The sequence below is a fragment of the Bacillus sp. iso_77 genome, assembly GCF_056173625.1.
The window spans coordinates 150556-175762 of the sequence record NZ_CM149683.1 but is presented as its reverse complement, the minus strand read 5'-3'; the positions used below and the strand labels follow the sequence as shown (position 1 = coordinate 175762).

The window sequence follows — 25207 nt, the reverse complement described above, 5'->3', positions numbered from 1 at the left end:
AAGCTTGATACTCGCTAGCATTCTCATGATCAGCACATTGACCGCCGCCTCCCCCGCAGATTCAGAACGAACAGATACAAAAGGAAAAAAAGCAACAGTCAAAACAGGTATCGAAACATTACTCTCAAGTAACCTCTCTTGGCTTAAAGGGAAAAAAGTAGGGCTTATTACGAATCCTACAGGCATTGATGCAAACATGAAAAGCAGTGTCGATCTGCTATTTGAACACCCCGATATTAAACTGACTGCCTTGTATGGGCCTGAACATGGCGTCCGCGGTGATGCACAAGCAGGAGAAGGCGTCGAATCGTATACTGACGAAAAAACAGGCCTGCCTGTTTACTCTCTTTATGGAAAAACAAGAAAGCCAACTCCTGAAATGCTCAAAAATGTAGATGTCCTGCTATTTGATATTCAAGACGTTGGTACTCGTTATTACACCTATATTTACACGATGGCGTATGCAATGGAAGCAGCTAAGGAAAACAACATTCCATTTGTTGTCTTAGATCGTCCAAACCCAATAGACGGGCTAAAAGTAGAAGGACCTGTATTAGAGCCAGAACACGCCTCTTTTGTAGGTCTCTATCCCATCCCATTAAGACATGGGATGACAACTGGAGAACTTGCATACATGTTTAATAAAGAGTTTCATATCAACGCTGATGTAAAAGTGATCAAAATGAAACATTGGAAACGATCCATGACGTTCGATGACACGAAGCTGCCGTTCGTCCTCCCTTCACCTAACATGCCGACCGTTGATAGTACCTTTGTTTACCCAGCAACAGGATTAATCGAAGGCACAAACGTTTCTGAAGGCAGAGGAACGACAAAACCGTTCGAACTCATTGGCGCTCCATATATCAATAGCAACGAGCTAGCAGATCATTTAAATGGGTTAAAACTAAAAGGCGTTCAATTTAGACCTGTTTCATTTACCCCTACCTTTTCAAAACATGCCGGGACTTTGTCTCACGGGGTACAGCTTTATGTCACAGACCGAAAATCATTCGAAGCAGTCAAAACAGGTCTATCCATCATCAAAGCAATACATGACTTGTATCCTAATGACTTTCAATTCCTACAAACAGGCAGCTTTGATAAACTCATCGGGAATAGCTGGATCAAAGAAGAAATCAATAAAGGCACTTCCATTAAACACATCATGAAACAATACCACCATGACCTGAAAACGTTCGAAAAGAAACGAAAGAAATACCTCATCTATTAATCGCAAAAAAACCTCCATCTTAAAGGATGGAGGTTTTTTCATGATAAAGACTTAGTCACAGCAGGTACTTTCAGCTCGAAACGATGAAGTAAAAAGCCAAACAAGGCTGCAAGCACTTGCTGAAACAGCATGCCAATCACAACAGGAACAGCAACAGCAGGCGGGAAAAAGCTAATGGCAAGCACAGCACCCGCGCTAATGTTCCGCATACCGCCCGTATACACAATCGCCACAATTTCTCCTTGGGTACATTTCATCGCCTTTCCAATCAACCACGCAAAAGCATACCCACTCATCGCAATGAAAAAGACAGTCGCTGCTTTGCTAAAAAATGCAACATCCAGTTCACGCAAATATGGGGCGACAACAGAACTGTTAATCGATACGACAACAAACAAGCCTAATTTTGAAAAAGGAGCCAAGGTCTGACTCATTGCTTTTGTCACCGATGGCTTTGCATACTGACGAACGAGCATCCCTAAAATAGAGGGCAGCACCACCATACCGAATAGTCCTTTCATGATCGCCACCATGTCCATATGGACCTGTGTACCAACGAAGATTGACAAGCTTACTGGCACAATCAATGGCGAAAGCAATGTATCAATTAATATGATAGATAACGTTAACCCCACATTCCCTTTATACATTGCCGCCCATATTAAACTAGACACACCTGTCGGAATCACCATCGCAAGCGTCAAACCGGTGATCGTCATAGCATCACCTGCAAATATCAAATGCCCCGCCGACCATGCATAAAGGGGCATCAGCACATGCAAAATCATAAACGATAAAATCAAAGGCAATGGATGCATCACCGTATGCTTTAAAGCTGAAAAAGTAGATGACAAGCTCCCTGAAAATGTCATCACAGCAAACACCCAAGGCACCAAAAAGGTGAAATCTTTTAAATACGCCGCCAATAATACACCAAGTAGCACGCTGACAGGCGTAATGAGCGGCATCATCCGGCCGAGCACCTGATTCAAACGGACAAGCATGCCGGCCACCTCCATCCTTCACTTTCTTCCTTGTTCTATTGTAACAAACAGAAAAGTCTCTTTAAGATCCGATCACTTGTTTCATAAGTTTTTGACTAGACGTATCCATTCCAACTACGTCCACCTCTACACCAGCTGTACGATATTTTTCCTTCACACGTTCAATTGCGGCCACACCTGATTCGTCCCATATACGCGCTTCAGACAAATCAATCACAACCGTTTTCAGGTCGTTTCCATGATGGAAGGCTTGAATCAATTCAGTCACGGAAGCAAAGAAAATTTGTCCCTTAATTCGATAAATCCATGTACCAGCTTGGCTTTCTGTAGAGGTGATATGAAGTTTTGATATTTTAGCCACAAAGAATACGGCACTAAGCAGCACCCCTGCAAAAACACCCTTGGATAAATCATGAGTGAACACCACCGTCACGACCGTGACAAGCATCACAAGAGAATCTGTTTTGGGGTTCTTTTTTAGCTGCTGGAATGAACTCCAATCAAAGGTACCAATAGAAACCATGATCATGACAGCAACAAGAGCAGCCATCGGAATTTGAACAACCACATCACCCAAAACAAAAATCAATACCATTAAAAATGCACCAGCCACAAAGGTAGAAAGCCTGCCTCGTCCCCCTGCCTTTGTATTAATCACAGATTGACCAATCATCGCACAGCCAGCCATACCGCCAAAAAATCCTGCCACCACATTGGCAATTCCTTGGCCTCTCGCTTCCTTATTTTTACGACTAGACGTTTCCGTCATATCATCTACAATCTGTGCTGTTAATAAAGATTCAAGTAAACCAACCATCGCAAGTGCTAAGGAATAAGGAAAAATGATAGCAAGTGTTTCCCAGCTAAACGGTACATTGGGAATAAGAAAAGTTGGTAAAGAGCTAGGAAGCTCTCCCATGTCCCCAACCGTTCTGACATCAATATGCCCAAATACAGCAATCATCGTCATCACAATAATTGCAATAAGTGGAGAGGGAATAACTTTTGTGACCATCGGCAATACATAAATGATCAACAATGCTCCACCTGTCATGACATACATAGCCATGGATTCCCCAACGAAATGCGGCAGCTGTGCCATGAAGATCATAATTGCCAACGCATTGACAAAACCAACCATCACAGACCTCGGAATAAATTTCATCAGACGAGAAACACGGCACAATCCAAACACAATTTGAATCAAGCCTGTTAAAATCGTAGCTGCGAACAAATACTGCAATCCATGATCTGCAATCAAATTGACCATGACCAGCGCCATAGCCCCAGTAGCGGCAGAGATCATACCTGGCCGTCCACCAACAAACGAAATCACAATCGCAATACAAAACGAAGCATACAAACCGACCTTAGGATCAACGCCCGCAATAATCGAAAACGCAATCGCCTCAGGAATCAAAGCCAAGGCCACTAAAATACCCGCCAGCACATCCTGACGCACATGTCCAAACCATTCTTGCTTTACAAATAAATCTTTCAAACCATCTACTCCTTTTTATATACATACCGTACAAGGAAAAAGAAGGCGAATAAAAACCGGAGATACAGAAAGGGAAAAACAATAACCATTCAATTTCGGGGAAAAAGAGGAACGTACAGAGTCTTTTGTAAGAGAGGAAGTCATCACTTTAGTAAGGATAAAAGAAATACGCCGAAGAATCAAGAACAAATAGAAGGGGTATGTAGAAAGCTAAGGCAAAGCTTCCATCAAAATCGCTCGAGTCATTTTCTATTTTCATGAGCCGAACCAAGATCAATAAACGTCAACTTATTTTAAAACAAACAAAAAAAGCCTTCTCATCAACGAGAAACCTTAACATTTACCATTATCATATAGAGGAAAGCTTCCAAGCGGGCTCGAACCGCTGACCTCTTCCTTACCATGGAAGTGCTCTACCTACTGAGCTATGGAAGCATGGCTCCGCAGGTAGGACTCGAACCTACGACCGATCGGTTAACAGCCGATAGCTCTACCACTGAGCTACTGCGGAATGGATAAAGTAACTTCTTCCATTGGAAGGATATAAACAAAAAGCTTGGCGGCGTCCTACTCTCACAGGGGGAAACCCCCAACTACCATCGGCGCTGAAGAGCTTAACTTCCGTGTTCGGTATGGGAACGGGTGTGACCTCTTCGCTATCGCCACCAAACCTGATGGAGAGAATGTTCTCTCAAAACTAGATAACAATGTTCATTTTTCACATTAGAATATAGGTTAAGTCCTCGATCTATTAGTATCTGTCAGCTCCACGTGTCACCACGCTTCCACCTCAGACCTATCAACCTGATCATCTTTCAGGGATCTTACTTCCTTGCGGAATGGGAAATCTCATCTTGAGGGGGGCTTCATGCTTAGATGCTTTCAGCACTTATCCCGTCCGCACATAGCTACCCAGCGATGCCCTTGGCAGAACAACTGGTACACCAGCGGTGCGTCCATCCCGGTCCTCTCGTACTAAGGACAGCTCCTCTCAAATTTCCTGCGCCCGCGACGGATAGGGACCGAACTGTCTCACGACGTTCTGAACCCAGCTCGCGTACCGCTTTAATGGGCGAACAGCCCAACCCTTGGGACCGACTACAGCCCCAGGATGCGATGAGCCGACATCGAGGTGCCAAACCTCCCCGTCGATGTGGACTCTTGGGGGAGATAAGCCTGTTATCCCCGGGGTAGCTTTTATCCGTTGAGCGATGGCCCTTCCATGCGGAACCACCGGATCACTAAGCCCGACTTTCGTCCCTGCTCGACTTGTAGGTCTCGCAGTCAAGCTCCCTTGTGCCTTTACACTCTGCGAATGATTTCCAACCATTCTGAGGGAACCTTTGGGCGCCTCCGTTACATTTTAGGAGGCGACCGCCCCAGTCAAACTGCCCACCTGACACTGTCTCCCTGCCCGATAAGGGCAGCGGGTTAGAAGGTCAATACAGCCAGGGTAGTATCCCACCGATGCCTCCACCGAAGCTAGCGCTCCGGTTTCCAAGGCTCCTACCTATCCTGTACAAGCTGTACCAACATTCAATATCAGGCTGCAGTAAAGCTCCACGGGGTCTTTCCGTCCTGTCGCGGGTAACCTGCATCTTCACAGGTACTATAATTTCACCGAGTCTCTCGTTGAGACAGTGCCCAGATCGTTGCGCCTTTCGTGCGGGTCGGAACTTACCCGACAAGGAATTTCGCTACCTTAGGACCGTTATAGTTACGGCCGCCGTTTACTGGGGCTTCAATTCGCACCTTCGCTTACGCTAAGCGCTCCTCTTAACCTTCCAGCACCGGGCAGGCGTCAGCCCCTATACTTCGCCTTACGGCTTCGCAGAGACCTGTGTTTTTGCTAAACAGTCGCCTGGGCCTATTCACTGCGGCTTCTCGGGGCTTTAACACCCTAAGAAGCACCCCTTCTCCCGAAGTTACGGGGTCATTTTGCCGAGTTCCTTAACGAGAGTTCTCTCGATCACCTTAGGATTCTCTCCTCGCCTACCTGTGTCGGTTTGCGGTACGGGCACCTCTCACCTCGCTAGAGGCTTTTCTTGGCAGTGTGGAATCAGGAACTTCGCTACTAAATTTCGCTCGCCATCACAGCTCAGCCTTCACGGGAAACGGATTTGCCTATTTCCCAGCCTAACTGCTTGGACGCGGATATCCAATACCGCGCTTACCCTATCCTCCTGCGTCCCCCCATTGCTCAAATGGTGAGGAGGTGGTACAGGAATATCAACCTGTTGTCCATCGCCTACGCCTTTCGGCCTCGGCTTAGGTCCCGACTAACCCTGAGCGGACGAGCCTTCCTCAGGAAACCTTAGGCATTCGGTGGACGGGATTCTCACCCGTCTTTCGCTACTCATACCGGCATTCTCACTTCTAAGCGCTCCACCAGTCCTTCCGGTCTGACTTCACTGCACTTAGAACGCTCTCCTACCACTGTTCGTAAGAACAGTCCGCAGCTTCGGTGATACGTTTAGCCCCGGTACATTTTCGGCGCAGAGTCACTCGACCAGTGAGCTATTACGCACTCTTTAAATGGTGGCTGCTTCTAAGCCAACATCCTGGTTGTCTAAGCAACTCCACATCCTTTTCCACTTAACGTATACTTTGGGACCTTAGCTGGCGGTCTGGGCTGTTTCCCTTTCGACTACGGATCTTATCACTCGCAGTCTGACTCCCAAGGATAAGTCATCGGCATTCGGAGTTTGACTGAATTCGGTAACCCGGTAGGGGCCCCTAGTCCAATCAGTGCTCTACCTCCGAGACTCTTACCTTGAGGCTAGCCCTAAAGCTATTTCGGAGAGAACCAGCTATCTCCAGGTTCGATTGGCATTTCACCCCTACCCACACCTCATCCCCGCACTTTTCAACGTGCGTGGGTTCGGGCCTCCATTCAGTGTTACCTGAACTTCACCCTGGACATGGGTAGATCACCTGGTTTCGGGTCTACGACCACGTACTCATGCGCCCTATTCAGACTCGCTTTCGCTGCGGCTCCGCATCTTCTGCTTAACCTTGCACGGGATCGTAACTCGCCGGTTCATTCTACAAAAGGCACGCCATCACCCGTTAACGGGCTCTGACTACTTGTAGGCACACGGTTTCAGGATCTATTTCACTCCCCTTCCGGGGTGCTTTTCACCTTTCCCTCACGGTACTGGTTCACTATCGGTCACTAGGGAGTATTTAGCCTTGGGAGATGGTCCTCCCGGATTCCGACGGAATTTCACGTGTTCCGCCGTACTCAGGATCCACTCTGGAGAGAACAACATTTCAGTTACAGGGCTGTTACCTTCTTTGGCGGGCCTTTCCAGACCTCTTCGCTTATATCGTTCCTTTGTAACTCCGTATAGAGTGTCCTACAACCCCAAGAGGCAAGCCTCTTGGTTTGGGCTGTTCCCGTTTCGCTCGCCGCTACTCAGGGAATCGCATTTGCTTTCTCTTCCTCCGGGTACTTAGATGTTTCAGTTCCCCGGGTATGCCTTCTCATACTCTATGTATTCAAGTATGGATACTACTCCATTACGAGCAGTGGGTTTCCCCATTCGGAAATCTCCGGATCAAAGCTTGCTTACAGCTCCCCGAAGCATATCGGTGTTCGTCCCGTCCTTCATCGGCTCCTAGTGCCAAGGCATCCACCGTGCGCCCTTTCTAACTTAACCATTTCTTACTTTAGAAAGAATCACTATGTGTGATGAACTTTGCATTGCATTCAATGTGAATGTATTACTTATTGTTATCTAGTTTTCAAAGAACAATCCTGTCTCGCTAGAGACATGTTTGAAGGAATGATCCTTCAAAACTAAACAAGACGAAAACGCACACTGCTCCATATATCCTTAGAAAGGAGGTGATCCAGCCGCACCTTCCGATACGGCTACCTTGTTACGACTTCACCCCAATCATCTGCCCCACCTTCGGCGGCTGGCTCCATAAAGGTTACCTCACCGACTTCGGGTGTTGCAAACTCTCGTGGTGTGACGGGCGGTGTGTACAAGGCCCGGGAACGTATTCACCGCGGCATGCTGATCCGCGATTACTAGCGATTCCAGCTTCACGCAGTCGAGTTGCAGACTGCGATCCGAACTGAGAACAGATTTGTGGGATTGGCTAAACCTTGCGGTCTCGCAGCCCTTTGTTCTGTCCATTGTAGCACGTGTGTAGCCCAGGTCATAAGGGGCATGATGATTTGACGTCATCCCCACCTTCCTCCGGTTTGTCACCGGCAGTCACCTTAGAGTGCCCAACTAAATGCTGGCAACTAAGATCAAGGGTTGCGCTCGTTGCGGGACTTAACCCAACATCTCACGACACGAGCTGACGACAACCATGCACCACCTGTCACTCTGTCCCCGAAGGGAAAGCCCTATCTCTAGGGTTGTCAGAGGATGTCAAGACCTGGTAAGGTTCTTCGCGTTGCTTCGAATTAAACCACATGCTCCACCGCTTGTGCGGGCCCCCGTCAATTCCTTTGAGTTTCAGTCTTGCGACCGTACTCCCCAGGCGGAGTGCTTAATGCGTTAGCTGCAGCACTAAGGGGCGGAAACCCCCTAACACTTAGCACTCATCGTTTACGGCGTGGACTACCAGGGTATCTAATCCTGTTCGCTCCCCACGCTTTCGCTCCTCAGCGTCAGTTACAGACCAGAGAGTCGCCTTCGCCACTGGTGTTCCTCCACATCTCTACGCATTTCACCGCTACACGTGGAATTCCACTCTCCTCTTCTGCACTCAAGTTTCCCAGTTTCCAATGACCCTCCCCGGTTGAGCCGGGGGCTTTCACATCAGACTTAAGAAACCGCCTGCGAGCCCTTTACGCCCAATAATTCCGGACAACGCTTGCCACCTACGTATTACCGCGGCTGCTGGCACGTAGTTAGCCGTGGCTTTCTGGTTAGGTACCGTCAAGGTGCAAGCAGTTACTCTTGCACTTGTTCTTCCCTAACAACAGAGCTTTACGATCCGAAAACCTTCATCACTCACGCGGCGTTGCTCCGTCAGACTTTCGTCCATTGCGGAAGATTCCCTACTGCTGCCTCCCGTAGGAGTCTGGGCCGTGTCTCAGTCCCAGTGTGGCCGATCACCCTCTCAGGTCGGCTACGCATCGTCGCCTTGGTGAGCCGTTACCTCACCAACTAGCTAATGCGCCGCGGGTCCATCTGTAAGTGACAGCCGAAACCGTCTTTCATCCTTGAACCATGCGGTTCAAGGAACTATCCGGTATTAGCTCCGGTTTCCCGGAGTTATCCCAGTCTTACAGGCAGGTTACCCACGTGTTACTCACCCGTCCGCCGCTAACATCCGGGAGCAAGCTCCCTTCTGTCCGCTCGACTTGCATGTATTAGGCACGCCGCCAGCGTTCGTCCTGAGCCAGGATCAAACTCTCCGAAAAAGTACAAAACCGAAGTTTTGCTTTTCGCCAGTTTGACTGACTACCTATGATGTATCATAGGATTTTTTTATAAAAACTCGAATTAACAGGTACGTTTTGTCTTGTTTAGTTTTCAAAGATCATCTTCGCCGTTCTTAGCGGCTTTAATAATATAACATTTCGCTTCATCTTATGTCAACAACTTTTTTCAAGTTTATTTCCCGAAGCGTTTGTGTTTGTCACTGTGTGTCAGCGACGATTAATAATATATCACGAAAACATTCTGTTGGTCAACGCCTTTTCAGAACTTTTTTTAAAATAGTTTTATCATGCATGTTAAACCCTTGTCCTGCATACAATCAAGTAACAATCTTGGACAAGGCGGGAGTGTTTGAATTGAGTCGATTATATGTGTTGCCTATTAAACGGCTGAAGCAAGTAGTCATTATTCTTGTAGCAGCCCTTGCAGCTGCAACCTTTTTTTATGTACAAAAGGCACCGCCGCTGTCGGTATTTAAAACAGAACAAGGACCCCGAGCAATTTATAAAGGAGAGACCTCATCAAAACACGCATCCCTTACGTTTAATATTGGCTGGGGAGACGAGAAGGCTGTTCCTATTTTAAATGTCCTCCGCGAGTACGATATAAAGAACGCCACTTTCTTTCTGTCTGCTTCTTGGGCTGAGCGTCACCCGGATATTGTGAAAAGGATTAAAGAGGACGGCCATCAAATCGGCAGCCTTGGCTATGCATATAAAAATTATAGCCAGCTTGAAGAAAACGAAATTAAGCGAGATCTTGTCCGTGCACAAAATACATTTCAAAAGCTTGGACTGGAAGACATTCAATTATTAAGACCGCCAACTGGGCAATTTAATGAAACGGTATTGAAAATTGCAACACAGTATGGCTATACAGTTGTCCATTACAGCATCAATTCTCAAGATTGGCTGAACCCGGGCGTCGACCAGATTGTTCATAATGTAAATGATCGAATGAAAAGCGGAGACATCATTCTCCTTCACGCCTCAGATTCAGCCACCCAAACCGCTCAAGCCTTACCAGCTATTTTAAAACACTTAAAAGATCAAAATTTAAGAAACGTCACGGTTGGCGAGCTTATCTCTAATACAAAAACAAAGTCAACTGAGGTTAAGTAGCTTTTGCTTTTGAAAACCGCGGCATAGCTAATAACTGAAACGCATTACAACCTAATAACGGGAATAGCATTAAATATAGCCAGTCCTCTTCATTGACTCTAAGCGCCGGAAACCATTCTAACGACGTGATGACGACCATGAGAAACATTGCAGAAATAAATGTTTTCTTAGAGGACTGCTGCTGTTTAAAATAAGACACGATCAATGCAAACACACCGATAAAAACAGGCAGCCACAAGTATGGAAGAAATGATTCATTCTCCCCGAAAAACAAAAACCGCAAATAAGCTAAATCAAACAGCACGAAAATCACAAGGAATAACTGAATGGTATTCCATAAAGAATGCGACCTGAAAATCTCCAGCGCAAACCGGTGCACTGTCAAAAAGACAACAAACCCCATCTGACTGATTACACTAAAGATCATCCCCACACCAATAAACCAAAATAACACAGACGCAATCTCTAAAATCTCAAACGATACAAACAGCTTCTGATATTTCCCCCACTCCAGCGCAAAACCTACCACGCTTGTAATGACCGCTCCAACAGCCAGCACAGAGAAGAAAAAACGAACTAAATCCCGACTTTTCATTGAAATGACCCAACCCCTATTTTTGTTATGTATAAATTCATGTGAAACATTCATATTAAAAGTAAGACATGTAACGAAAGGAGCCACAGTATGTCAAAAGGCATCTTGCGTATAATGAGCTGTTTTCTTCTTTTATCTCTAACAGCTTGTGCTCCCAAAACCCAATCCTCATCTAATATGGACTATGACGAAACGAAAAAAATGGTCGTCGATATTTTGAAAACAGATGACGGTAAAAAGGCCATTCAACAGTTATTAAATGACGAGGCAATGAATGAAGCTTTGGTAATGGATGAACAAACTGTGAAAAAAACAATAGAGAAAACACTAACTTCTGATAAAGGCAAAGAGTTCTGGAAGAAGGTCTTTGAGGATTCTAAATTTGCCGAGACTTTCGCAAAATCCATGCAGCAACAGCATGAAAAGATGTTAAAACAATTGATGAAGGACCCTGACTATCAACAAATGATGATGGATATTCTCAAGGATCCTGAAATGGAAAAGAAATACGGTGAACTGGTCAAAAGCAAAGAGTTCCGAAAGCACTTAGAGAAAGTTATTACAGAAACATTAAGCAGCCCTCTCTATAAGAAGAAATTCGAAGATGAGCTAAAAAAAGCAGTCTCTGAAAGCAGCAATGATTCCGGTTCACAAGGAAGCGGCAGTTAAACATCACCCGAGTGGCACAAGGTCCACTCGGGCTTTCATTATGCTTTCACTGTTAATTGTTCAATGACTTTATTGGCAATGTGTTGATACACTTCCCCTGTCGGATGACTCGCATCATAGACAGAAGGTGCAAAATCGTCCTCATTCCAATCAGGCTGTCTTAAAGGGATTTGACCAAGAACTGATACACGCAGTTCCTCCGCCAGCTTATCCCCGCCGCCCTTACCAAAGACATATTCCTTCTCACCTGTTTTTTTGCTTTCATAGTAACTCATATTCTCAACGACCCCTAGCACCTCGTGATCTGTTTGCAGTGCCATTGCGCCTGCTCTAGCAGCAACGAAAGCCGCTGTTGGATGCGGTGTCGTCACAATGATTTCTTTACAGCTCGGAAGCATCGTATGAATATCAAGTGCCACATCACCTGTTCCAGGCGGAAGGTCTAATAGTAAGTAATCTAATTCTCCCCACTCTACTTCGTGGAAGAAGTTATTTAGCATTTTACCAAGCATCGGTCCTCTCCAAATGACCGGTGCGTTTTCTTCAACAAAAAAGCCCATTGAAATCACTTTGACGCCAAAGCGTTCCACAGGAATAATTTTTTCCCCTTTAACTGTCGGTCTGACGGTGATTCCCATCATATCCGGTACGCTAAAGCCGTAAATATCAGCATCGATCAGTCCCACTTTTTTCCCTAGACGAGCCAGTGCCACAGCCAGGTTAACGGAAACAGTTGATTTCCCAACGCCGCCCTTTCCACTCGCAATCGCTAAGAACACAGGCGGATTTTTAGAGTTGAGCAGGTTTTCATCCTCATCTTGTGACGGCATAAACTTTTCAAGCGTTTCTTGAGGCAGTTCTTCAAAACGAAGTCCTACAGTGTTCGCGCCCGCTGCTTTTAAAGCTTGTACGATGTCTTGCTGCAGCTTCATCTGCTCAGCAGTGCCTGTTTTGGCAATCGCCACTTTTAAGCTCACATGCTCTTTTTCAGGCTTTAGGCTGATTTCCTTGATGGCATCCAGCTCACCAAGCGGTATATGAAGGAAAGGTTCGTCCATCTTCCCAACTAGTTTTCTCACATCATCTTGTCCGATCATAGCAGAACCTCACCCTTTATTGAATTCGTTTACAATTCAAGTATATCATACATATCCTTACAATGTCTGTCCTCTTTGCCTGCGATAAACAGGAAAAAGCCCCTTATTCAGGCGGCTCTTTTTGCTCTGTTAAATATCTTAAAATGCCTTTATAAATCGAAGCAGCAATTTGATCCTGATATTTAGGAGTCGCCAGCTGACCAGCCTCTTTTGGATTCGATAAAAATCCGATTTCGACAAGCGCTCCTGGCTTCGTGACATTTTGCATTAAATAAATCCCGTTGATTCGCTTCGCCTTGCGATCTGTGTTTTCAAGGTTGTTGCGCAATTCATCTTGAATGAACTTCGCTGCTTTTTCATTCTCTTCATACTTTCCGTAAAAGAACGTCTGTGCCCCGCTCCATTTGTTCGATGGAATCGCATTTAAATGAATGCTTAAATAGAGATCCGCTTCAGATTCATTGATGACTTTCACACGGTTTCTCAAATCCTCCGCTTTCTTTCGGGCATAACCCTTTGTATTCTTTGATGATAAATCAGAGTCATCTTCCCGTGTCATGAGAACAAGCGCTCCCTGCTCCTGCAAATAGTCTCTTATCTTCATGGACACATCCAGTGCAATCTCTTTTTCGAGCAGCTCTCCTCCTACGGCCCCGCCATCTGGACCGCCGTGACCCGGATCTAAATAGATGATCTTGCCGCTCAAAGGCAAGTTCCACGATTTCCACGAATCATCATTTAGAAACTGAAATCTGAATAAGAATAAGAGGACAATAAACCCGATTAAAAACCCTGTCCATTTCAGCTTTCTTTTCATCCCTGTCCCTCCCATACACCATTATTTTATAGATATGGGACAAGGGCTGGAAATATGCTTAGTGCAGTCGAAGCTTATGCCTTTTTTCTGATTCCCGAAAGCCTTCCTGCCACCACTTACTTAAAAATTCCTTCGCAAATGGATACAGACACGACATCTTACGCTCCATTCGGAACATATTCCCCCATGATTGCAAACACCCTGCTAGCTCCTCAACCAGCTCATCTTCTTCATGAACTGACCGCTTTTTTATATCATCGAAGGATTCACCATACTTACTCGACTCACCGTATCTCCCACCTGCTAAAAAAGCCTCAATGGCGAAATCGATACAGCCATCACTCATAATCCCAGCTGGATCATCTGCAAATGGGAACAGCTTCCTCGTGAATTTCTCGGAAGCGACCGTCACCTGTTGAAGAGACAATGTACGCAACAGCTTCTTTTCAAGCGTGACATCTCGTTTTGTTTTCAATTGATAAAATGAAAGAACTTCTGCCATGGACTGAACTCCTTTTTTTCTTTGTATTGTTCGTTGGTTTGAACAAAACATGCAGTTCAGTAAATGGAAATCAATGCGCTAACGGATTGGGAAATTGTGATAAAATGAACATTTATATATAGAAAGAATAGAAAAGGGGCAAAATTCATGAAGAAGTGGATGTATATCCTGTTGCTACTAACAGTCGTCTTATCTGGATGCGGCAGTCAAGCGACCGAGCAGAAGAGCGACATAAAAGGAATAGAAGACATATCATTAAAACAGCTCTCCAAACACAAAAATTCTTATATTGGAGACAATGGAGCAGTCGGCGCTATTTTATCAGATCTTCCAGGTAACGTGATTCGCGAGTATGAAATCGTAGATGAAAAAGCGCTAAAAGTGACATACGGCGTGAAAGAAAATACCAATGATACAGAAGAACAGTTTGATACATTTTGGTTTGATAAGAAGGATACCATTGAAAAAAACTACTTATATAATGCATTGGCACTTTTTATTCTTATCGATAATGTGGAGCAAGTGACACTCAAGATGAACGCTAAAGACGAGCCATCCGTCACGTTTAAAAGAAAACAGCTAGAAAAAAAGCTGCCTCACTCTTTTAAAGAGTACAAAGACGATACAGCGCTTTGGCAAAAGGAACTGGTTGATGGAGTTGTGAAGTCAAAAGATAAACGTCAAGATGTATACAAAGCGTTTCCCATCAAGAAATAATAAAAACAGAGGGGCGTCACCCTCTGTTTTTTGATAATTATGTAGTAAAAGCTTGAATCAATCGTTGTCGAAAGTTTTGATCTGCTACTACGGTAAGTATAAATTCATCGAACACTTCCCCCATCCAGTGAGAATTCTCCGCTTTCAGGTCATTGATGAATAGAGAAATCGATATAGTTGATGTATCCGTTTTTCGATATAAAGCAGCAGTGACAACAAACAACGTCGATCCCCCTTTATACCAAATATATTGATCTGTTTCCGTCTTCAATATTTCTCCCAGCACAATTTGGCTAAAAAGACGCTTTTCTTCTGTTGTTAACAGCTCATCCTGTAGACGTTTCATAAAATGTGCATATTGATTCGTTGTAGACCTTGTCATCTTTTGCGTCAGTAAAGATTGAATACGCAAGCTTAACAAGTTCTTTTTCATCAATTTTTCTTCTAACGCCTTTTTATGCTCCGGGTCATTTTTCATGATATGAAAAATCTCAATCATCAGAGATTTGTATTGTTCATCAGTTACATCGCTTATTTGCTTTAATGCATCCTGCTCATGATCAGATACATAGGCTGGCCACAACACCTTGGGTGTCAGCGGCATGAGTTCATCATGTTCTGTAAGACCTGCTTGTTTCATCTGATTATTGATCTTCTCTAAGCCCAGCAGGTCAATCAAATAATCAGTACAAGCATTCGAACTGAATTGCATCATCCCTTTGGCAACATCTAATAAAGTTGCATGCTCAGAAAAATCGTTGACCTCCAGCCAGTATGTGTGCGCACCGCCATCGGTTCTATCAATATAAAACCGCTCTATATCAGACAATGCCACTTTTTCATCTAGCTTGATGTCACCGCTGGATACAGCTTTAACAAAATGAAACAAAACCATTAATTTCATCGTACTTGCAAGTGGTGTTTTTTGAGCACCATTCCAATCTAATACCACATCTTCATTTTCAATAATTGTTACTGATACGTCCTTTTTGTTTTTCGTGACAAATGCCAAAAGATCCTCTTTTGTTTTCTTCAAATGTTTCTCCTTTCCAAACCACTATAGATTCTCGTCTCCAATATGAAACAAAGGCACAAAAAAGCAAAGGATTGTGAATACCTTTGCTTCTTGGTGTGTTTATTTACGAAGAAGATGCAGTTTCATCCCATCATGCGTAGCTTCAAATCCCAACTTTTCGTAAAGACAGCGTGCTTCTGGCCTCTGTTTGTCAGTTGTCAGCTGAATCATATGACACCCGCGGTCACTTGCGCGTTGAATAGCCCGTTTGATCAACAATGTGCCAATTCCTCTTCCTCTATGAGTCGAGGCTGTACGAACTCCTTCTATTGAAGCTCTCCATCCTCCTTGATACGTTAGAAATGGAGTCATTGTTAATTGGAGAACACCGACTACCTCTTCCCGATCACAAGCGACGATTAGTTCAATATTGGAATCCGCTTCGATCGAATGAAAGGCATTGAGGTAGCTTTCTAATAATGGACGAGTGTAGCGTTCTCTCTTTTGGCCTAATTTATCATCTGAAAGCATCAAAACGATGTTGTCGAGGTCTCCTTGGACGGCTTCCCTAAATGTCAATTGATTCAGATTCAATGAACACACCTCCTATCACGGAATGGAAGCCTTTATTCATTTTTGCCAAAATACCAATTGATAGCGTTCTCATATAAAATTTTATCCGCCGCTTCCTCATCAAACATCTGTTGAATCAATTCAATATCACCGTATTCAAATGGACGTTTCGCCCTTGTAGATGGAAGATCTGTACCAAACATCAGTGCATCAGGATTCGTTTGATAAATAGACGTCAATGCATGTTCGACCTTTAAATCAACACGCCCAAAGCCAGTCGCTTTCACACGAACACCTTTTTCAACCAGCTTGAGCAAATGCGGCAAACCTTCTTCAGATAAGCCTAGATGATCAATGGAAACGGCCGGCAGCTGTTCAAGCGTTGATGAGATGTCAGGAAGATGCTTAGCGTCTATGTAAATCTCACTATGCCACCCAGCCAGCTCATACACCCTTCTCGCAAAATAGTCGAGCTTTGAAATATCCTCCGAACCGCCCCGCTTCACATTAAAACGTAAAGCCTTGACCCCATGTTGATCCAAATGAACAATCTCATCGTCAGTTGCTGTAAAAGGTAATTGTGTCACACCGCAAAAAGCTGGTCCCATTTCATCGAGGGCTTTCAACAAATAACCTTGATCAAAACCCTGAAATGACCCTGACACAATCGCTCCACCTACAATCCCCAAATCAGCCGTCTCTCTCCTATAATCATTCACCACATAACTCGGCGGCGTATATCCTTGGTTTTCTTGAATAGGAAAATCAAAATCAATGATATGAAAATGTGCATCAAAGATCCTCATGCCCGCGCCCCTCTTCTGCTTATTTGACCTGATTATATCAATTAAAAAAGCCAGAAAATATTCGAGATGATGAATCACTTCATATTATAAAAACTTATTAATCCTTCTTTACAAACCATTCCTCTCGTAAGATGGCATAATAAAACTCATCCCACCACTCATTTCCTTGTGGTATACATTTTTTAAAATATCCCTCTCTTCTCATCCCCATTTTCTCCATCACTCTCCATGACGGCACATTTTCAGGCTGACAAGTGGCAATGATTCGATGTAAATTCATTGTGTGAAAACCATGATGCAGGACAGCAAAAGCAGCTTCTGATGCATAGCCTTTGTTTTGATATGCAGAATTAAAGACCCAGCCAATTTCATATGTGTGCTCACCAAAGTAAGGATGAAACACGATATGCCCGATGCATGTATGATCTTCTTTTAATAGAACAGCAAAATTCTTGCCCGTCTCAAGACGATTATTTTTGACAAATTGCTGCGCCTCTTCTCTAGAAAAAACACCTTCTGGCATATACCTCATCACCACCGGATCAGATGTATATGCATAGACACCCTGCCAATCATCCTCATTAAACGGTCGAATGAGACATCTTTCTGTTGTTAGATTCATAAATGCCATCCCCCTTTAACATCATTTTTTAAACAGAAACCTGACTATGATCCTATTTTATATGTTTCCAGACAGAAAAAAACACAAATAAAAAAGCACCAGCAGGATGCTGATGCTTTTTTATATAGGGTTTGTCTGTACAAACCTTTGTAAAACGTCCATACAATATAATATTGATTAACGTTTTGAGAACTGAGGTGCGCGACGTGCGCCTTTAAGACCGTATTTCTTACGCTCTTTCATACGAGAGTCACGAGTAAGAAGTCCAGCACGTTTAAGTGGTGTACGGTACTCAGGATCTACTTCTAGAAGAGCACGAGAGATACCGTGACGAATTGCTCCAGCTTGACCAGAGAATCCACCACCGTGAACATTTACAAGAACATCGTAGCTGTTAGCTGTTTCTGTGATGTTCAAAGGCTGTTTCACGTCTTCGATTAAAGCAGCGAATGGAATGTATTCAGTAATTTCACGATTATTAACGACGATACGGCCTTCACCTGGAACTAAGCGAACGCGCGCTACAGAACTTTTACGACGACCTGTACCGTAATATTGAACCTGTGCCAAATTGTTAACCTCCCTTATAATTAACCGCGAAGTTCGTAAACTTCAGGTTGTTGTGCTTGATGTGGATGCTCAGAACCACGGTACACATTTAATTTTTTGAACATTTGACGACCTAGTGGACCCTTTGGAAGCATACCTTTGATAGCAAGCTCCAACATTTTTTCAGGGTAGTTTGTACGCATCTCAAGAGCAGTTCTTTGTTTCAAACCACCTGGGTGCATCGTATGACGGTAGTAAATTTTGTCCGTCAATTTCTTACCAGTTAATTCGATTTTCTCAGCATTGATGATGATCACGTGATCACCTGTATCAACGTGTGGTGTATAAGTTGGTTTGTGCTTACCGCGCAAAAGTGATGCTACTTCAGTAGAAAGACGACCTAGAGTCTTACCTGCCGCATCAACCACTAGCCATTTGCGCTCAATTGTGCTTGCGTTCGCCATTGGTGTTGTACGCATGAGTTTCCCTCCTAAATAAATCAATGAATTTTCCTGAATCAAATGCTACGTTCTATTTCAAAACACAGATAAGTCTTCCGGGGCTTATTTGTGGGGTTGAAATACATACCATATGATATCTTATAACTTTCTGCTTCCTGTGTCAAGAACATGTTACACCTGGTTTAGTTGTCATAGAAAACTTCCCATAAATACAGTCCGTGACTGGGCGCAGTCTTGCCTGCCGCTTCGCGATTTCGGGCGGCAAGCATGGCTTTTATCTCCTCAGGGTGAAATTTACCAGAACCAATTTCAAGTAACGTGCCGGCTATAATTCGCACCATGTTGTATAAAAAGCCATTCCCTCTCACACGCATTTCAAGCCCGTCTGAGACGTTCTTCCACTCAAGGGCGTAAATCTCCCTCACCTTGTCTTGAACCTCTGTATTGGCCGCACAAAAGCTTGTGAAATCGTGTATGCCAATGAGGTGCCCAGCAGCTTCTCTCATTTTGTCTGCATCCAGCCGGTAAGGAAAGTGGCAGGCATACTGTCTCGTGAACACATTTTGGTGCGTTTCCGTTGAGACCTTATAACGGTACTCCTTCGAAACGACACTAAAACGTGCATGAAACGATTCATCCACTTCCTCAGCCTTTAGAACCCTGATGTCATCAGGCAGGAGACTATTGAGGGCAAAAGGCCATCTTTCCATCGGGATGGCAAGCGGAGTGTCAAAATGGATGACCTGCCCCTTTGCGTGAACGCCACTGTCTGTCCGGCCAGAAGCCACAATCGGAATCAGTTCATCTTGTTTATGCATTCTAGCAAGAGCAGATTCAATCTCCGTTTGTACAGTACGCTGTCCTGGTTGCACTTGATACCCTTTAAAATGTGTCCCATCGTATGATACGGTACATTTTACTTTCATCTAGACATCACCTAATTTCTAAGCAGCACAAGGAGTGCTGTTAACAGGATGAATAGAAGCAGCGTGAACGTGTCTTTCATTCCCCAGACAAGCTGACGGTATTTCGTGCGCCCTTCTCCACCGCGGTAGCCTCTCGCTTCCATAGCGGTCGCCAATTCCTCCGCACGCTTAAACGCACTGACGAAAAGCGGGACAAGCAACGGAACAATCGCTTTTAAACGATCTTTCACGGGTCCGCTTGTAAAATCAACACCTCTTGCCATTTGGGCTTTCATGATTTTGTCTGTTTCTTCGAGTAAAGTCGGAATAAATCGAAGAGAAATTGACATCATAAGAGCAAGTTCATGAACAGGTAGCTTGATTTTACGGAAAGGATGCAGCAGCTTCTCCATACCGTCTGTCACTTCAATAGGCGTTGTGGTCAACGTCAGAAGTGTTGTCATCATGATGAGATAGACAAAACGGAGTGAAATGAAAATCCCCTGTTTTAGACCTTCTTCATAAATATTCAGAAAACCAAAGTGAAAGAGCAAAGCGCCATCCTTTGTCATGAAGATATGCAGAATAAAGGTAAACAGAACAATCCAAAGGATGGGTTTCATTCCTTTGAGAATAAAGTACAGCGGCACCTGAGACACCATCACCACAAGGATCGTAAAGACCCCTAAAAGCCCGTAAGTGATGTAGTTATTCGCAAAAAAGACAATAAAGACAAAAAAGAAAATTGATAACAGCTTTGTCCTTGGATCAAGACGATGGACAAAGGATGTACCTGGCACATATTTGCCGATAATCATACTATCCATCATGATGTCGTGTCCTCCTGATATAAAGCTGTTAAGGCTTCTGCCATTTCATCCATGGTCAGAAGCGGTCTTGGAAACGTCATCCCAAGCTTTTCTTCGACAGCCTGCTGGAATTTGATCGTTTCCGGGAGGTCCAGTCCGAAAGAAGACATGTCTGTACGATTGGCAAATAGCTCCCTCGGCGTACCTGTCGCTTTTACTGTTCCTTTGTGCATCACAATCATTTGATCCGCATAATGAGCGGCATCTTCCATACTGTGTGTCACAAGGATCGTCGTCAGGTTGGCTTTTTGATGAAGCTCATAGAACATGTCCATGATTTCTTTACGTCCGCGTGGATCTAATCCCGCAGTCGGCTCATCAAGCACAAGCACTTCTGGCTCCATCGCTAGAACACCTGCAATCGCCACACGTCTCATTTGACCACCGCTTAATTCAAAGGGTGATCGAGATAACAAGGATTCAGGAAGGCCTACAAGCTTCAGCATCTCTTTAGCCTTGGCTTCTGCCTTTTCTTTTGGAACACCGAAATTCATCGGACCAAAGCAGATATCCTTTAGAATCGTCTCCTCAAAGAGCTGATGTTCAGGAAACTGAAACACGATGCCGACCTTTTTTCGAAGGGGTTTCATATCCTTCTGCTTTTTATTGGCTTGTAAGACCGTATCTCCAAGCGCAATGCTCCCCTTTGTTGGTTTGAGCAGTCCATTTAAATGTTGCAGCAATGTCGACTTGCCAGAACCCGTATGACCAATGACAGCCACATAGCTGCCTTCTTTGATGGAAGCATTGACATCATACAAAGCGAGACGCTCAAACGGCGTTTTCATTTGATAACGATGCTCTAATTCTTTGATCGTAATGTCCATAGCTCTTTCACCAATCCTTCTTGTGTCAAATGGGCATTTGCAAGCGGCACACCTTGCTGCTTCAATTGCTTACTCAACCGGTAGGAAAATGGCAGATCAAGTCCAATCTGAACCAGCTGTTCATCTAGTTCAAATACTTCCTCTGGTGTTCCCTCGGCAAATTTCTTCCCACCATTCATCACAATAACGCGGTCTGCCTTCGCAGCCTCGTCTAAATCATGTGTGATGGAAATGACCGTGACCGTTCCTTGTTCCTTCAGCAGTCTGACGGTTTCTAGCACTTCTTCACGGCCAATCGGATCAAGCATTGATGTTGCTTCATCCAAGATCATGATGTCAGGGCTTGCGGCAAGTACACCTGCGATTGCTACTCTCTGCTTTTGCCCGCCTGATAGATGGTGCGGCTCTTGATCAAGAAACTCCTGCATATTGACCTGTTTGACAGCCCAATCTACACGCTCTATCATCAATTCCCGCTCAACCCCGTTATTTTCTAAACCAAAAGCCACATCATCACGAACCGTTGAGCCAACGAATTGGTTGTCTGGGTTTTGAAAGACCATGCCGACCTTTTTGCGAATATCCCAAACACTTTCTTCTTTCAGCTCAATCTCACCAACCTTGACCGTTCCTGCATCCGGTAAAATGAGCCCATTCAGTACACGGGCAAGTGTGGATTTACCTGAACCGTTGTGGCCAACAATGGCAAGCCATTCATTTTGATTCACATGCAATGACACTTGGTCTAAAGCGGGCTTGTCCGCATCTTTGTGATAACGAAATACAATGTCTTTTACGTCAATTAATGTCTTCTCCATCTCTACCGGACCTCCTCTCAGCTCAACCTCTACTTTGCCTGTTGCTAAAAAGCCGTAGTATCTAAAAAAGGGCATAGATCCAGTTATGAACTGTCCCGCCCTTTCTTAGATACACGATATGTGATTAAACTAATTCAATGACAGCCATTGGTGCGCCATCGCCGCGACGAGGTCCAAGCTTCATGATACGAGTGTATCCACCTTGGCGATCTTCGTAGCGAGTTGCAACGTCAGCGAATAATTTTTGAAGTGCATCTTGGTTTGTTTCAGCGTTAGCTACTTCGTTACGAATGTAAGCTGCAGCTTGACGGCGAGCATGAAGATCTCCGCGTTTGCCAAGAGTGATCATTTTTTCAACTACAGAGCGAAGTTCTTTCGCACGTGTTTCAGTTGTTTCGATGCGTTCGTTGATGATCAAATCAGTCGTTAGGTCACGAAGCATTGCTTTACGTTGTGCACTAGTGCGTCCTAGCTTTCTGTATGCCATGTGATGTCCCCTCCTTAATTAGAGATGCTGTATGAATAAAAAACACACGAAAATCCTAGTTCACAATGAAACTAGTCAATCGTCTTTACGAAGACCCAGTCCAAGTTCTTCTAGTTTCGCTTTCACTTCTTCAAGAGATTTACGTCCAAGGTTACGAACTTTCATCATATCCTCTTCTGTCTTGTTAGCAAGCTCTTGAACAGTGTTAATACCCGCACGCTTCAAACAGTTGTAAGAACGAACAGAAAGATCAAGCTCTTCAATTGTCATTTCAAGCACTTTTTCTTTTTGGTCTTCTTCTTTTTCAACCATGATTTCTGCATGCTGAGCTTCGTCAGTTAACCCAACGAAAATATTTAGGTGTTCAGTTAAAATCTTAGAACCTAGAGCGATCGCTTCTTTCGGTCCTGTGCTTCCATCAGTCCATACATCTAGTGTTAATTTATCATAGTTTGTGATTTGCCCAACACGGGTGTTCTCCACTTGATAAGTTACACGAGATACAGGTGTATAGATTGAGTCGATCGGAATCACGCCGATAGGCTGATCGTCTCTTTTGTTTGCATCAGCAGGATTATACCCGCGACCTCTTTGTGCAGTCAAACGAACACGGAAGCTCGCATTTTTGCCAAGAGTTGCGATGTGGAGATCTGGATTTAAGATTTCAATATCGCTGTCGTGTGTAATATCAGCAGCTGTTACAGTTCCTTCATCTTGTACATCAATTTCAAGCGTCTTCTCTTCTTCAGAGTAGATTTTGAGTGCAAGCTTTTTAATGTTTAAGATAATCGTTGTAACATCTTCAACCACGCCTTCGATCGTTGAGAATTCGTGTAAGACACCATCTATCTGGATCGATGTTACAGCTGCACCAGGAAGTGAGGATAAAAGGATACGACGAAGGGAGTTCCCTAAAGTGGTACCATATCCACGCTCAAGTGGCTCTACGACAAACTTGCCATACTTGGCATCGTCGCTGATTTCAACCGTTTCGATTTTTGGTTTTTCAATTTCGATCATCTAATAAAACCCTCCTTCAAAACGTCGAAACCTCGAATAGAATCATATGAGATTCCATCCGAAATTCCTCATTGTTTAGTCCCGTATGTGCTCAGGCAACGAGTCGTGTATTCGTCTCATAAATAACTGTATCATAACCCATTATTGACAGGGACACAAAATCTATACAAACAAATTACACGCGGCGACGTTTTGGTGGACGGCATCCGTTATGAGGAACTGGAGTTACGTCTCTGATTGCAGTAACTTCAAGACCTGCAGCTTGAAGCGCACGAATTGCAGCTTCACGACCAGAACCAGGACCTTTAACAGTTACTTCAAGTGTTTTAAGACCATGTTCGATAGAACCTTTAGCAGCAGTTTCAGCAGCCATTTGTGCAGCGAAAGGAGTAGATTTACGAGAACCTCTGAATCCTAATGCACCAGCACTTGACCAAGAAATTGCGTTTCCATGAACATCAGTAATCGTTACAATCGTGTTGTTGAAAGTGGAACGGATATGAGCGATTCCAGCTTCAATATTCTTTTTCACGCGACGTTTACGCGTATTTTGTTTACGAGCAGCAGCCATTCTTTAACTACCTCCTTTACTTATTTTTTCTTGTTAGCTACAGTACGACGCGGACCTTTACGAGTACGCGCGTTGTTTTTTGTGTTTTGTCCACGAACAGGAAGTCCTCTACGATGACGGATTCCGCGGTAGCTTCCGATTTCAATTAGACGCTTAATGTTAAGTGAAACTTCACGACGAAGGTCACCTTCTACTTTAAGTTTGTCAATGATATCACGGATTTTACCTAGTTCGTCTTCAGTTAGATCGCGAACGCGAGTGTCTTCAGAAACACCTGCTTCTTTAAGGACTTGTTGAGCCGTCGTACGACCAATTCCAAAAACATATGTTAAAGAAATGACAACACGCTTATCACGTGGAATATCTACACCAGCAATACGAGCCATGATTTGGGCACCTCCTTGTTATTAGCCTTGTTTTTGTTTATGTTTTGGGTTTTCACAGATCACCATTACTTTTCCTTTTCTGCGAATCACTTTACATTTTTCACAGATAGGTTTAACAGATGGTCTCACTTTCATGTGTTTCCAACCTCCTTCTTCCGGAGTTGCTTTATTTGTAACGGTACGTAATTCTACCACGAGTTAAGTCATATGGAGATAATTCTACCGTAACTTTGTCTCCAGGTAAAATGCGAATGAAGTGCATACGGATTTTTCCTGATACATGAGCCAAAACTGTATGACCATTCTCTAGTTCAACTTTGAACATTGCATTTGGCAAAGTTTCTGCTACAGTACCTTCCACTTCAATTACATCGTCTTTCGCCATTCAAGTGTTCTCCCTTCTTCAAATCAGTAACTTGCTCTCTGATAAATGTTCAAATGAGATGTTCTCAATTGTCCATCTATCACCCGACCTGTTTTGAATATACTGTTCTGAACTTCCGGAGATACGCAATCATAAAAGGTTAAATGATTGATATTTTTTCTTAGGAGAATGAATTTACGCTTTTCTCCGTCTGCGATTAGTACATGGCAGCCATCGAACACGCCGATGACAACTGTATACTGATC

At 44.1% G+C, this 25207-nt stretch carries 26 protein-coding genes, 2 tRNA genes and 3 rRNA genes; 4 read left to right on the top strand and 27 right to left on the bottom strand.

Features of this window, described 5'->3' with window-relative positions; genetic code table 11:
- Positions 1-25 precede the first annotated feature (25 nt).
- Positions 26-1234: an exo-beta-N-acetylmuramidase NamZ family protein gene (locus AC0VYC_RS01000; protein WP_370539176.1), complete on the top strand. Its 1209-nt coding sequence runs from the start codon at positions 26-28 to the stop codon at positions 1232-1234.
- Positions 1235-1272: 38 nt separating this feature from the next.
- Here the strand turns inward: AC0VYC_RS01000 and AC0VYC_RS00995 are convergent, their stop codons facing one another.
- The 7 genes from AC0VYC_RS00995 to AC0VYC_RS00965 form a co-directional block, all read right to left on the bottom strand.
- Entirely contained in the window at positions 1273-2238 is a 966-nt protein-coding gene (locus AC0VYC_RS00995) for a bile acid:sodium symporter family protein (RefSeq protein WP_237562576.1), read from the bottom strand.
- Positions 2239-2299: 61 nt separating this feature from the next.
- Positions 2300-3739, bottom strand: a complete 1440-nt coding sequence (locus AC0VYC_RS00990) for a SulP family inorganic anion transporter (protein ID WP_047946085.1) — start codon at positions 3737-3739, stop codon at positions 2300-2302.
- Between the two features lie 362 nt (positions 3740-4101).
- Positions 4102-4174 (bottom strand) — tRNA-Thr (locus tag AC0VYC_RS00985).
- Position 4175: 1 nt separating this feature from the next.
- Positions 4176-4250, bottom strand: a tRNA-Asn gene (locus AC0VYC_RS00980).
- Positions 4251-4293: 43 nt separating this feature from the next.
- A 5S ribosomal RNA gene (gene rrf, locus AC0VYC_RS00975) occupies positions 4294-4409 on the bottom strand.
- A 61-nt stretch (positions 4410-4470) separates the two neighbouring features.
- Positions 4471-7401, bottom strand: a 23S ribosomal RNA gene (locus tag AC0VYC_RS00970).
- A gap of 181 nt (positions 7402-7582) precedes the next feature.
- Positions 7583-9131: ribosomal RNA gene (locus tag AC0VYC_RS00965) — 16S ribosomal RNA — on the bottom strand.
- Together the 16S, 23S and 5S rRNA genes with 2 tRNA genes alongside form the textbook arrangement of a ribosomal RNA operon.
- Positions 9132-9506: 375 nt before the next feature.
- Here AC0VYC_RS00965 and pdaB point away from each other — a divergent pair.
- A complete protein-coding gene (pdaB, locus tag AC0VYC_RS00960) occupies positions 9507-10271 on the top strand; it encodes a polysaccharide deacetylase family sporulation protein PdaB (protein WP_039170433.1) in 765 nt (254 codons plus the stop codon).
- Here the strand turns inward: pdaB and AC0VYC_RS00955 are convergent.
- Positions 10264-10866 (bottom strand): KinB-signaling pathway activation protein, encoded by a 603-nt coding sequence (locus tag AC0VYC_RS00955; RefSeq protein ID WP_008345196.1) that lies wholly within the window; start codon positions 10864-10866, stop codon positions 10264-10266. The two genes, pdaB and AC0VYC_RS00955, sit on opposite strands and share 8 nt — an antisense overlap.
- Positions 10867-10956: 90 nt before the next feature.
- Between AC0VYC_RS00955 and gerD the strand changes: the two genes are divergently transcribed.
- Positions 10957-11535: a spore germination lipoprotein GerD gene (gene gerD / locus AC0VYC_RS00950; RefSeq protein ID WP_007496366.1), complete on the top strand. Its 579-nt coding sequence runs from the start codon at positions 10957-10959 to the stop codon at positions 11533-11535.
- A gap of 38 nt (positions 11536-11573) precedes the next feature.
- On the opposite strand, the gene AC0VYC_RS00945 is transcribed toward gerD, so the two are convergent.
- The 3 genes from AC0VYC_RS00945 to AC0VYC_RS00935 form a co-directional block, all read right to left on the bottom strand.
- On the bottom strand, positions 11574-12632 hold the full coding sequence (locus AC0VYC_RS00945) for an Mrp/NBP35 family ATP-binding protein (protein WP_475389174.1): 1059 nt from the start codon (positions 12630-12632) through the stop codon (positions 11574-11576).
- A gap of 103 nt (positions 12633-12735) precedes the next feature.
- Positions 12736-13449: an N-acetylmuramoyl-L-alanine amidase CwlD gene (gene cwlD / locus AC0VYC_RS00940; RefSeq protein WP_017359175.1), complete on the bottom strand. Its 714-nt coding sequence runs from the start codon at positions 13447-13449 to the stop codon at positions 12736-12738.
- Between the two features lie 58 nt (positions 13450-13507).
- A complete protein-coding gene (locus tag AC0VYC_RS00935; RefSeq protein WP_035389125.1) occupies positions 13508-13951 on the bottom strand; it encodes a YbaK family protein in 444 nt (147 codons plus the stop codon).
- Positions 13952-14098: 147 nt separating this feature from the next.
- Between AC0VYC_RS00935 and AC0VYC_RS00930 the strand changes: the two genes are divergently transcribed.
- Positions 14099-14668 (top strand): DUF4825 domain-containing protein, encoded by a 570-nt coding sequence (locus AC0VYC_RS00930; RefSeq protein WP_342462179.1) that lies wholly within the window; start codon positions 14099-14101, stop codon positions 14666-14668.
- A gap of 37 nt (positions 14669-14705) precedes the next feature.
- Here the strand turns inward: AC0VYC_RS00930 and AC0VYC_RS00925 are convergent, their stop codons facing one another.
- From AC0VYC_RS00925 to infA, 16 genes are all read right to left on the bottom strand, one after another.
- Positions 14706-15704 (bottom strand): serine hydrolase, encoded by a 999-nt coding sequence (locus AC0VYC_RS00925; protein WP_475389171.1) that lies wholly within the window; start codon positions 15702-15704, stop codon positions 14706-14708.
- A gap of 99 nt (positions 15705-15803) precedes the next feature.
- Positions 15804-16277 carry a GNAT family N-acetyltransferase gene (locus AC0VYC_RS00920; RefSeq protein ID WP_178896493.1) on the bottom strand — a complete coding sequence of 158 codons (474 nt, stop codon included), beginning with the start codon at positions 16275-16277 and terminating at the stop codon, positions 15804-15806.
- A gap of 32 nt (positions 16278-16309) precedes the next feature.
- Entirely contained in the window at positions 16310-17062 is a 753-nt protein-coding gene (locus tag AC0VYC_RS00915; protein WP_178896494.1) for an amidohydrolase family protein, read from the bottom strand.
- Positions 17063-17159: 97 nt separating this feature from the next.
- Complete coding sequence (locus AC0VYC_RS00910; RefSeq protein WP_178896495.1) at positions 17160-17684, bottom strand: GNAT family N-acetyltransferase; 525 nt, start codon at positions 17682-17684, stop codon at positions 17160-17162.
- A gap of 177 nt (positions 17685-17861) precedes the next feature.
- On the bottom strand, positions 17862-18254 hold the full coding sequence (gene rpsI / locus AC0VYC_RS00905) for a 30S ribosomal protein S9 (RefSeq protein ID WP_007496354.1): 393 nt from the start codon (positions 18252-18254) through the stop codon (positions 17862-17864).
- Positions 18255-18274: 20 nt separating this feature from the next.
- A complete protein-coding gene (gene rplM / locus AC0VYC_RS00900; protein WP_003217042.1) occupies positions 18275-18712 on the bottom strand; it encodes a 50S ribosomal protein L13 in 438 nt (145 codons plus the stop codon).
- Between the two features lie 164 nt (positions 18713-18876).
- Positions 18877-19620: a tRNA pseudouridine(38-40) synthase TruA gene (truA, locus tag AC0VYC_RS00895; RefSeq protein WP_110487780.1), complete on the bottom strand. Its 744-nt coding sequence runs from the start codon at positions 19618-19620 to the stop codon at positions 18877-18879.
- A gap of 11 nt (positions 19621-19631) precedes the next feature.
- A complete protein-coding gene (locus AC0VYC_RS00890; RefSeq protein ID WP_008345215.1) occupies positions 19632-20429 on the bottom strand; it encodes an energy-coupling factor transporter transmembrane component T family protein in 798 nt (265 codons plus the stop codon).
- Positions 20426-21295: an energy-coupling factor ABC transporter ATP-binding protein gene (locus AC0VYC_RS00885; protein ID WP_024718300.1), complete on the bottom strand. Its 870-nt coding sequence runs from the start codon at positions 21293-21295 to the stop codon at positions 20426-20428. The genes AC0VYC_RS00890 and AC0VYC_RS00885 overlap by 4 nt, the downstream gene beginning before the upstream one ends.
- Positions 21271-22113: an energy-coupling factor ABC transporter ATP-binding protein gene (locus tag AC0VYC_RS00880; RefSeq protein ID WP_008345218.1), complete on the bottom strand. Its 843-nt coding sequence runs from the start codon at positions 22111-22113 to the stop codon at positions 21271-21273. The genes AC0VYC_RS00885 and AC0VYC_RS00880 overlap by 25 nt, the downstream gene beginning before the upstream one ends.
- Positions 22114-22237: 124 nt before the next feature.
- Complete coding sequence (gene rplQ, locus AC0VYC_RS00875; RefSeq protein ID WP_003216944.1) at positions 22238-22600, bottom strand: 50S ribosomal protein L17; 363 nt, start codon at positions 22598-22600, stop codon at positions 22238-22240.
- Between the two features lie 75 nt (positions 22601-22675).
- Positions 22676-23620 (bottom strand): DNA-directed RNA polymerase subunit alpha, encoded by a 945-nt coding sequence (locus AC0VYC_RS00870; RefSeq protein ID WP_003217009.1) that lies wholly within the window; start codon positions 23618-23620, stop codon positions 22676-22678.
- A 175-nt stretch (positions 23621-23795) separates the two neighbouring features.
- Entirely contained in the window at positions 23796-24191 is a 396-nt protein-coding gene (gene rpsK, locus AC0VYC_RS00865) for a 30S ribosomal protein S11 (protein ID WP_003217231.1), read from the bottom strand.
- Positions 24192-24211: 20 nt separating this feature from the next.
- Positions 24212-24577, bottom strand: a complete 366-nt coding sequence (gene rpsM / locus AC0VYC_RS00860; RefSeq protein WP_003217023.1) for a 30S ribosomal protein S13 — start codon at positions 24575-24577, stop codon at positions 24212-24214.
- A gap of 21 nt (positions 24578-24598) precedes the next feature.
- On the bottom strand, positions 24599-24712 hold the full coding sequence (rpmJ, locus tag AC0VYC_RS00855) for a 50S ribosomal protein L36 (protein WP_003156543.1): 114 nt from the start codon (positions 24710-24712) through the stop codon (positions 24599-24601).
- 31 nt (positions 24713-24743) lie between these two features.
- Positions 24744-24962: a translation initiation factor IF-1 gene (gene infA, locus AC0VYC_RS00850; RefSeq protein ID WP_003217190.1), complete on the bottom strand. Its 219-nt coding sequence runs from the start codon at positions 24960-24962 to the stop codon at positions 24744-24746.
- Between the last annotated feature and the right edge of the window lie 245 nt (positions 24963-25207).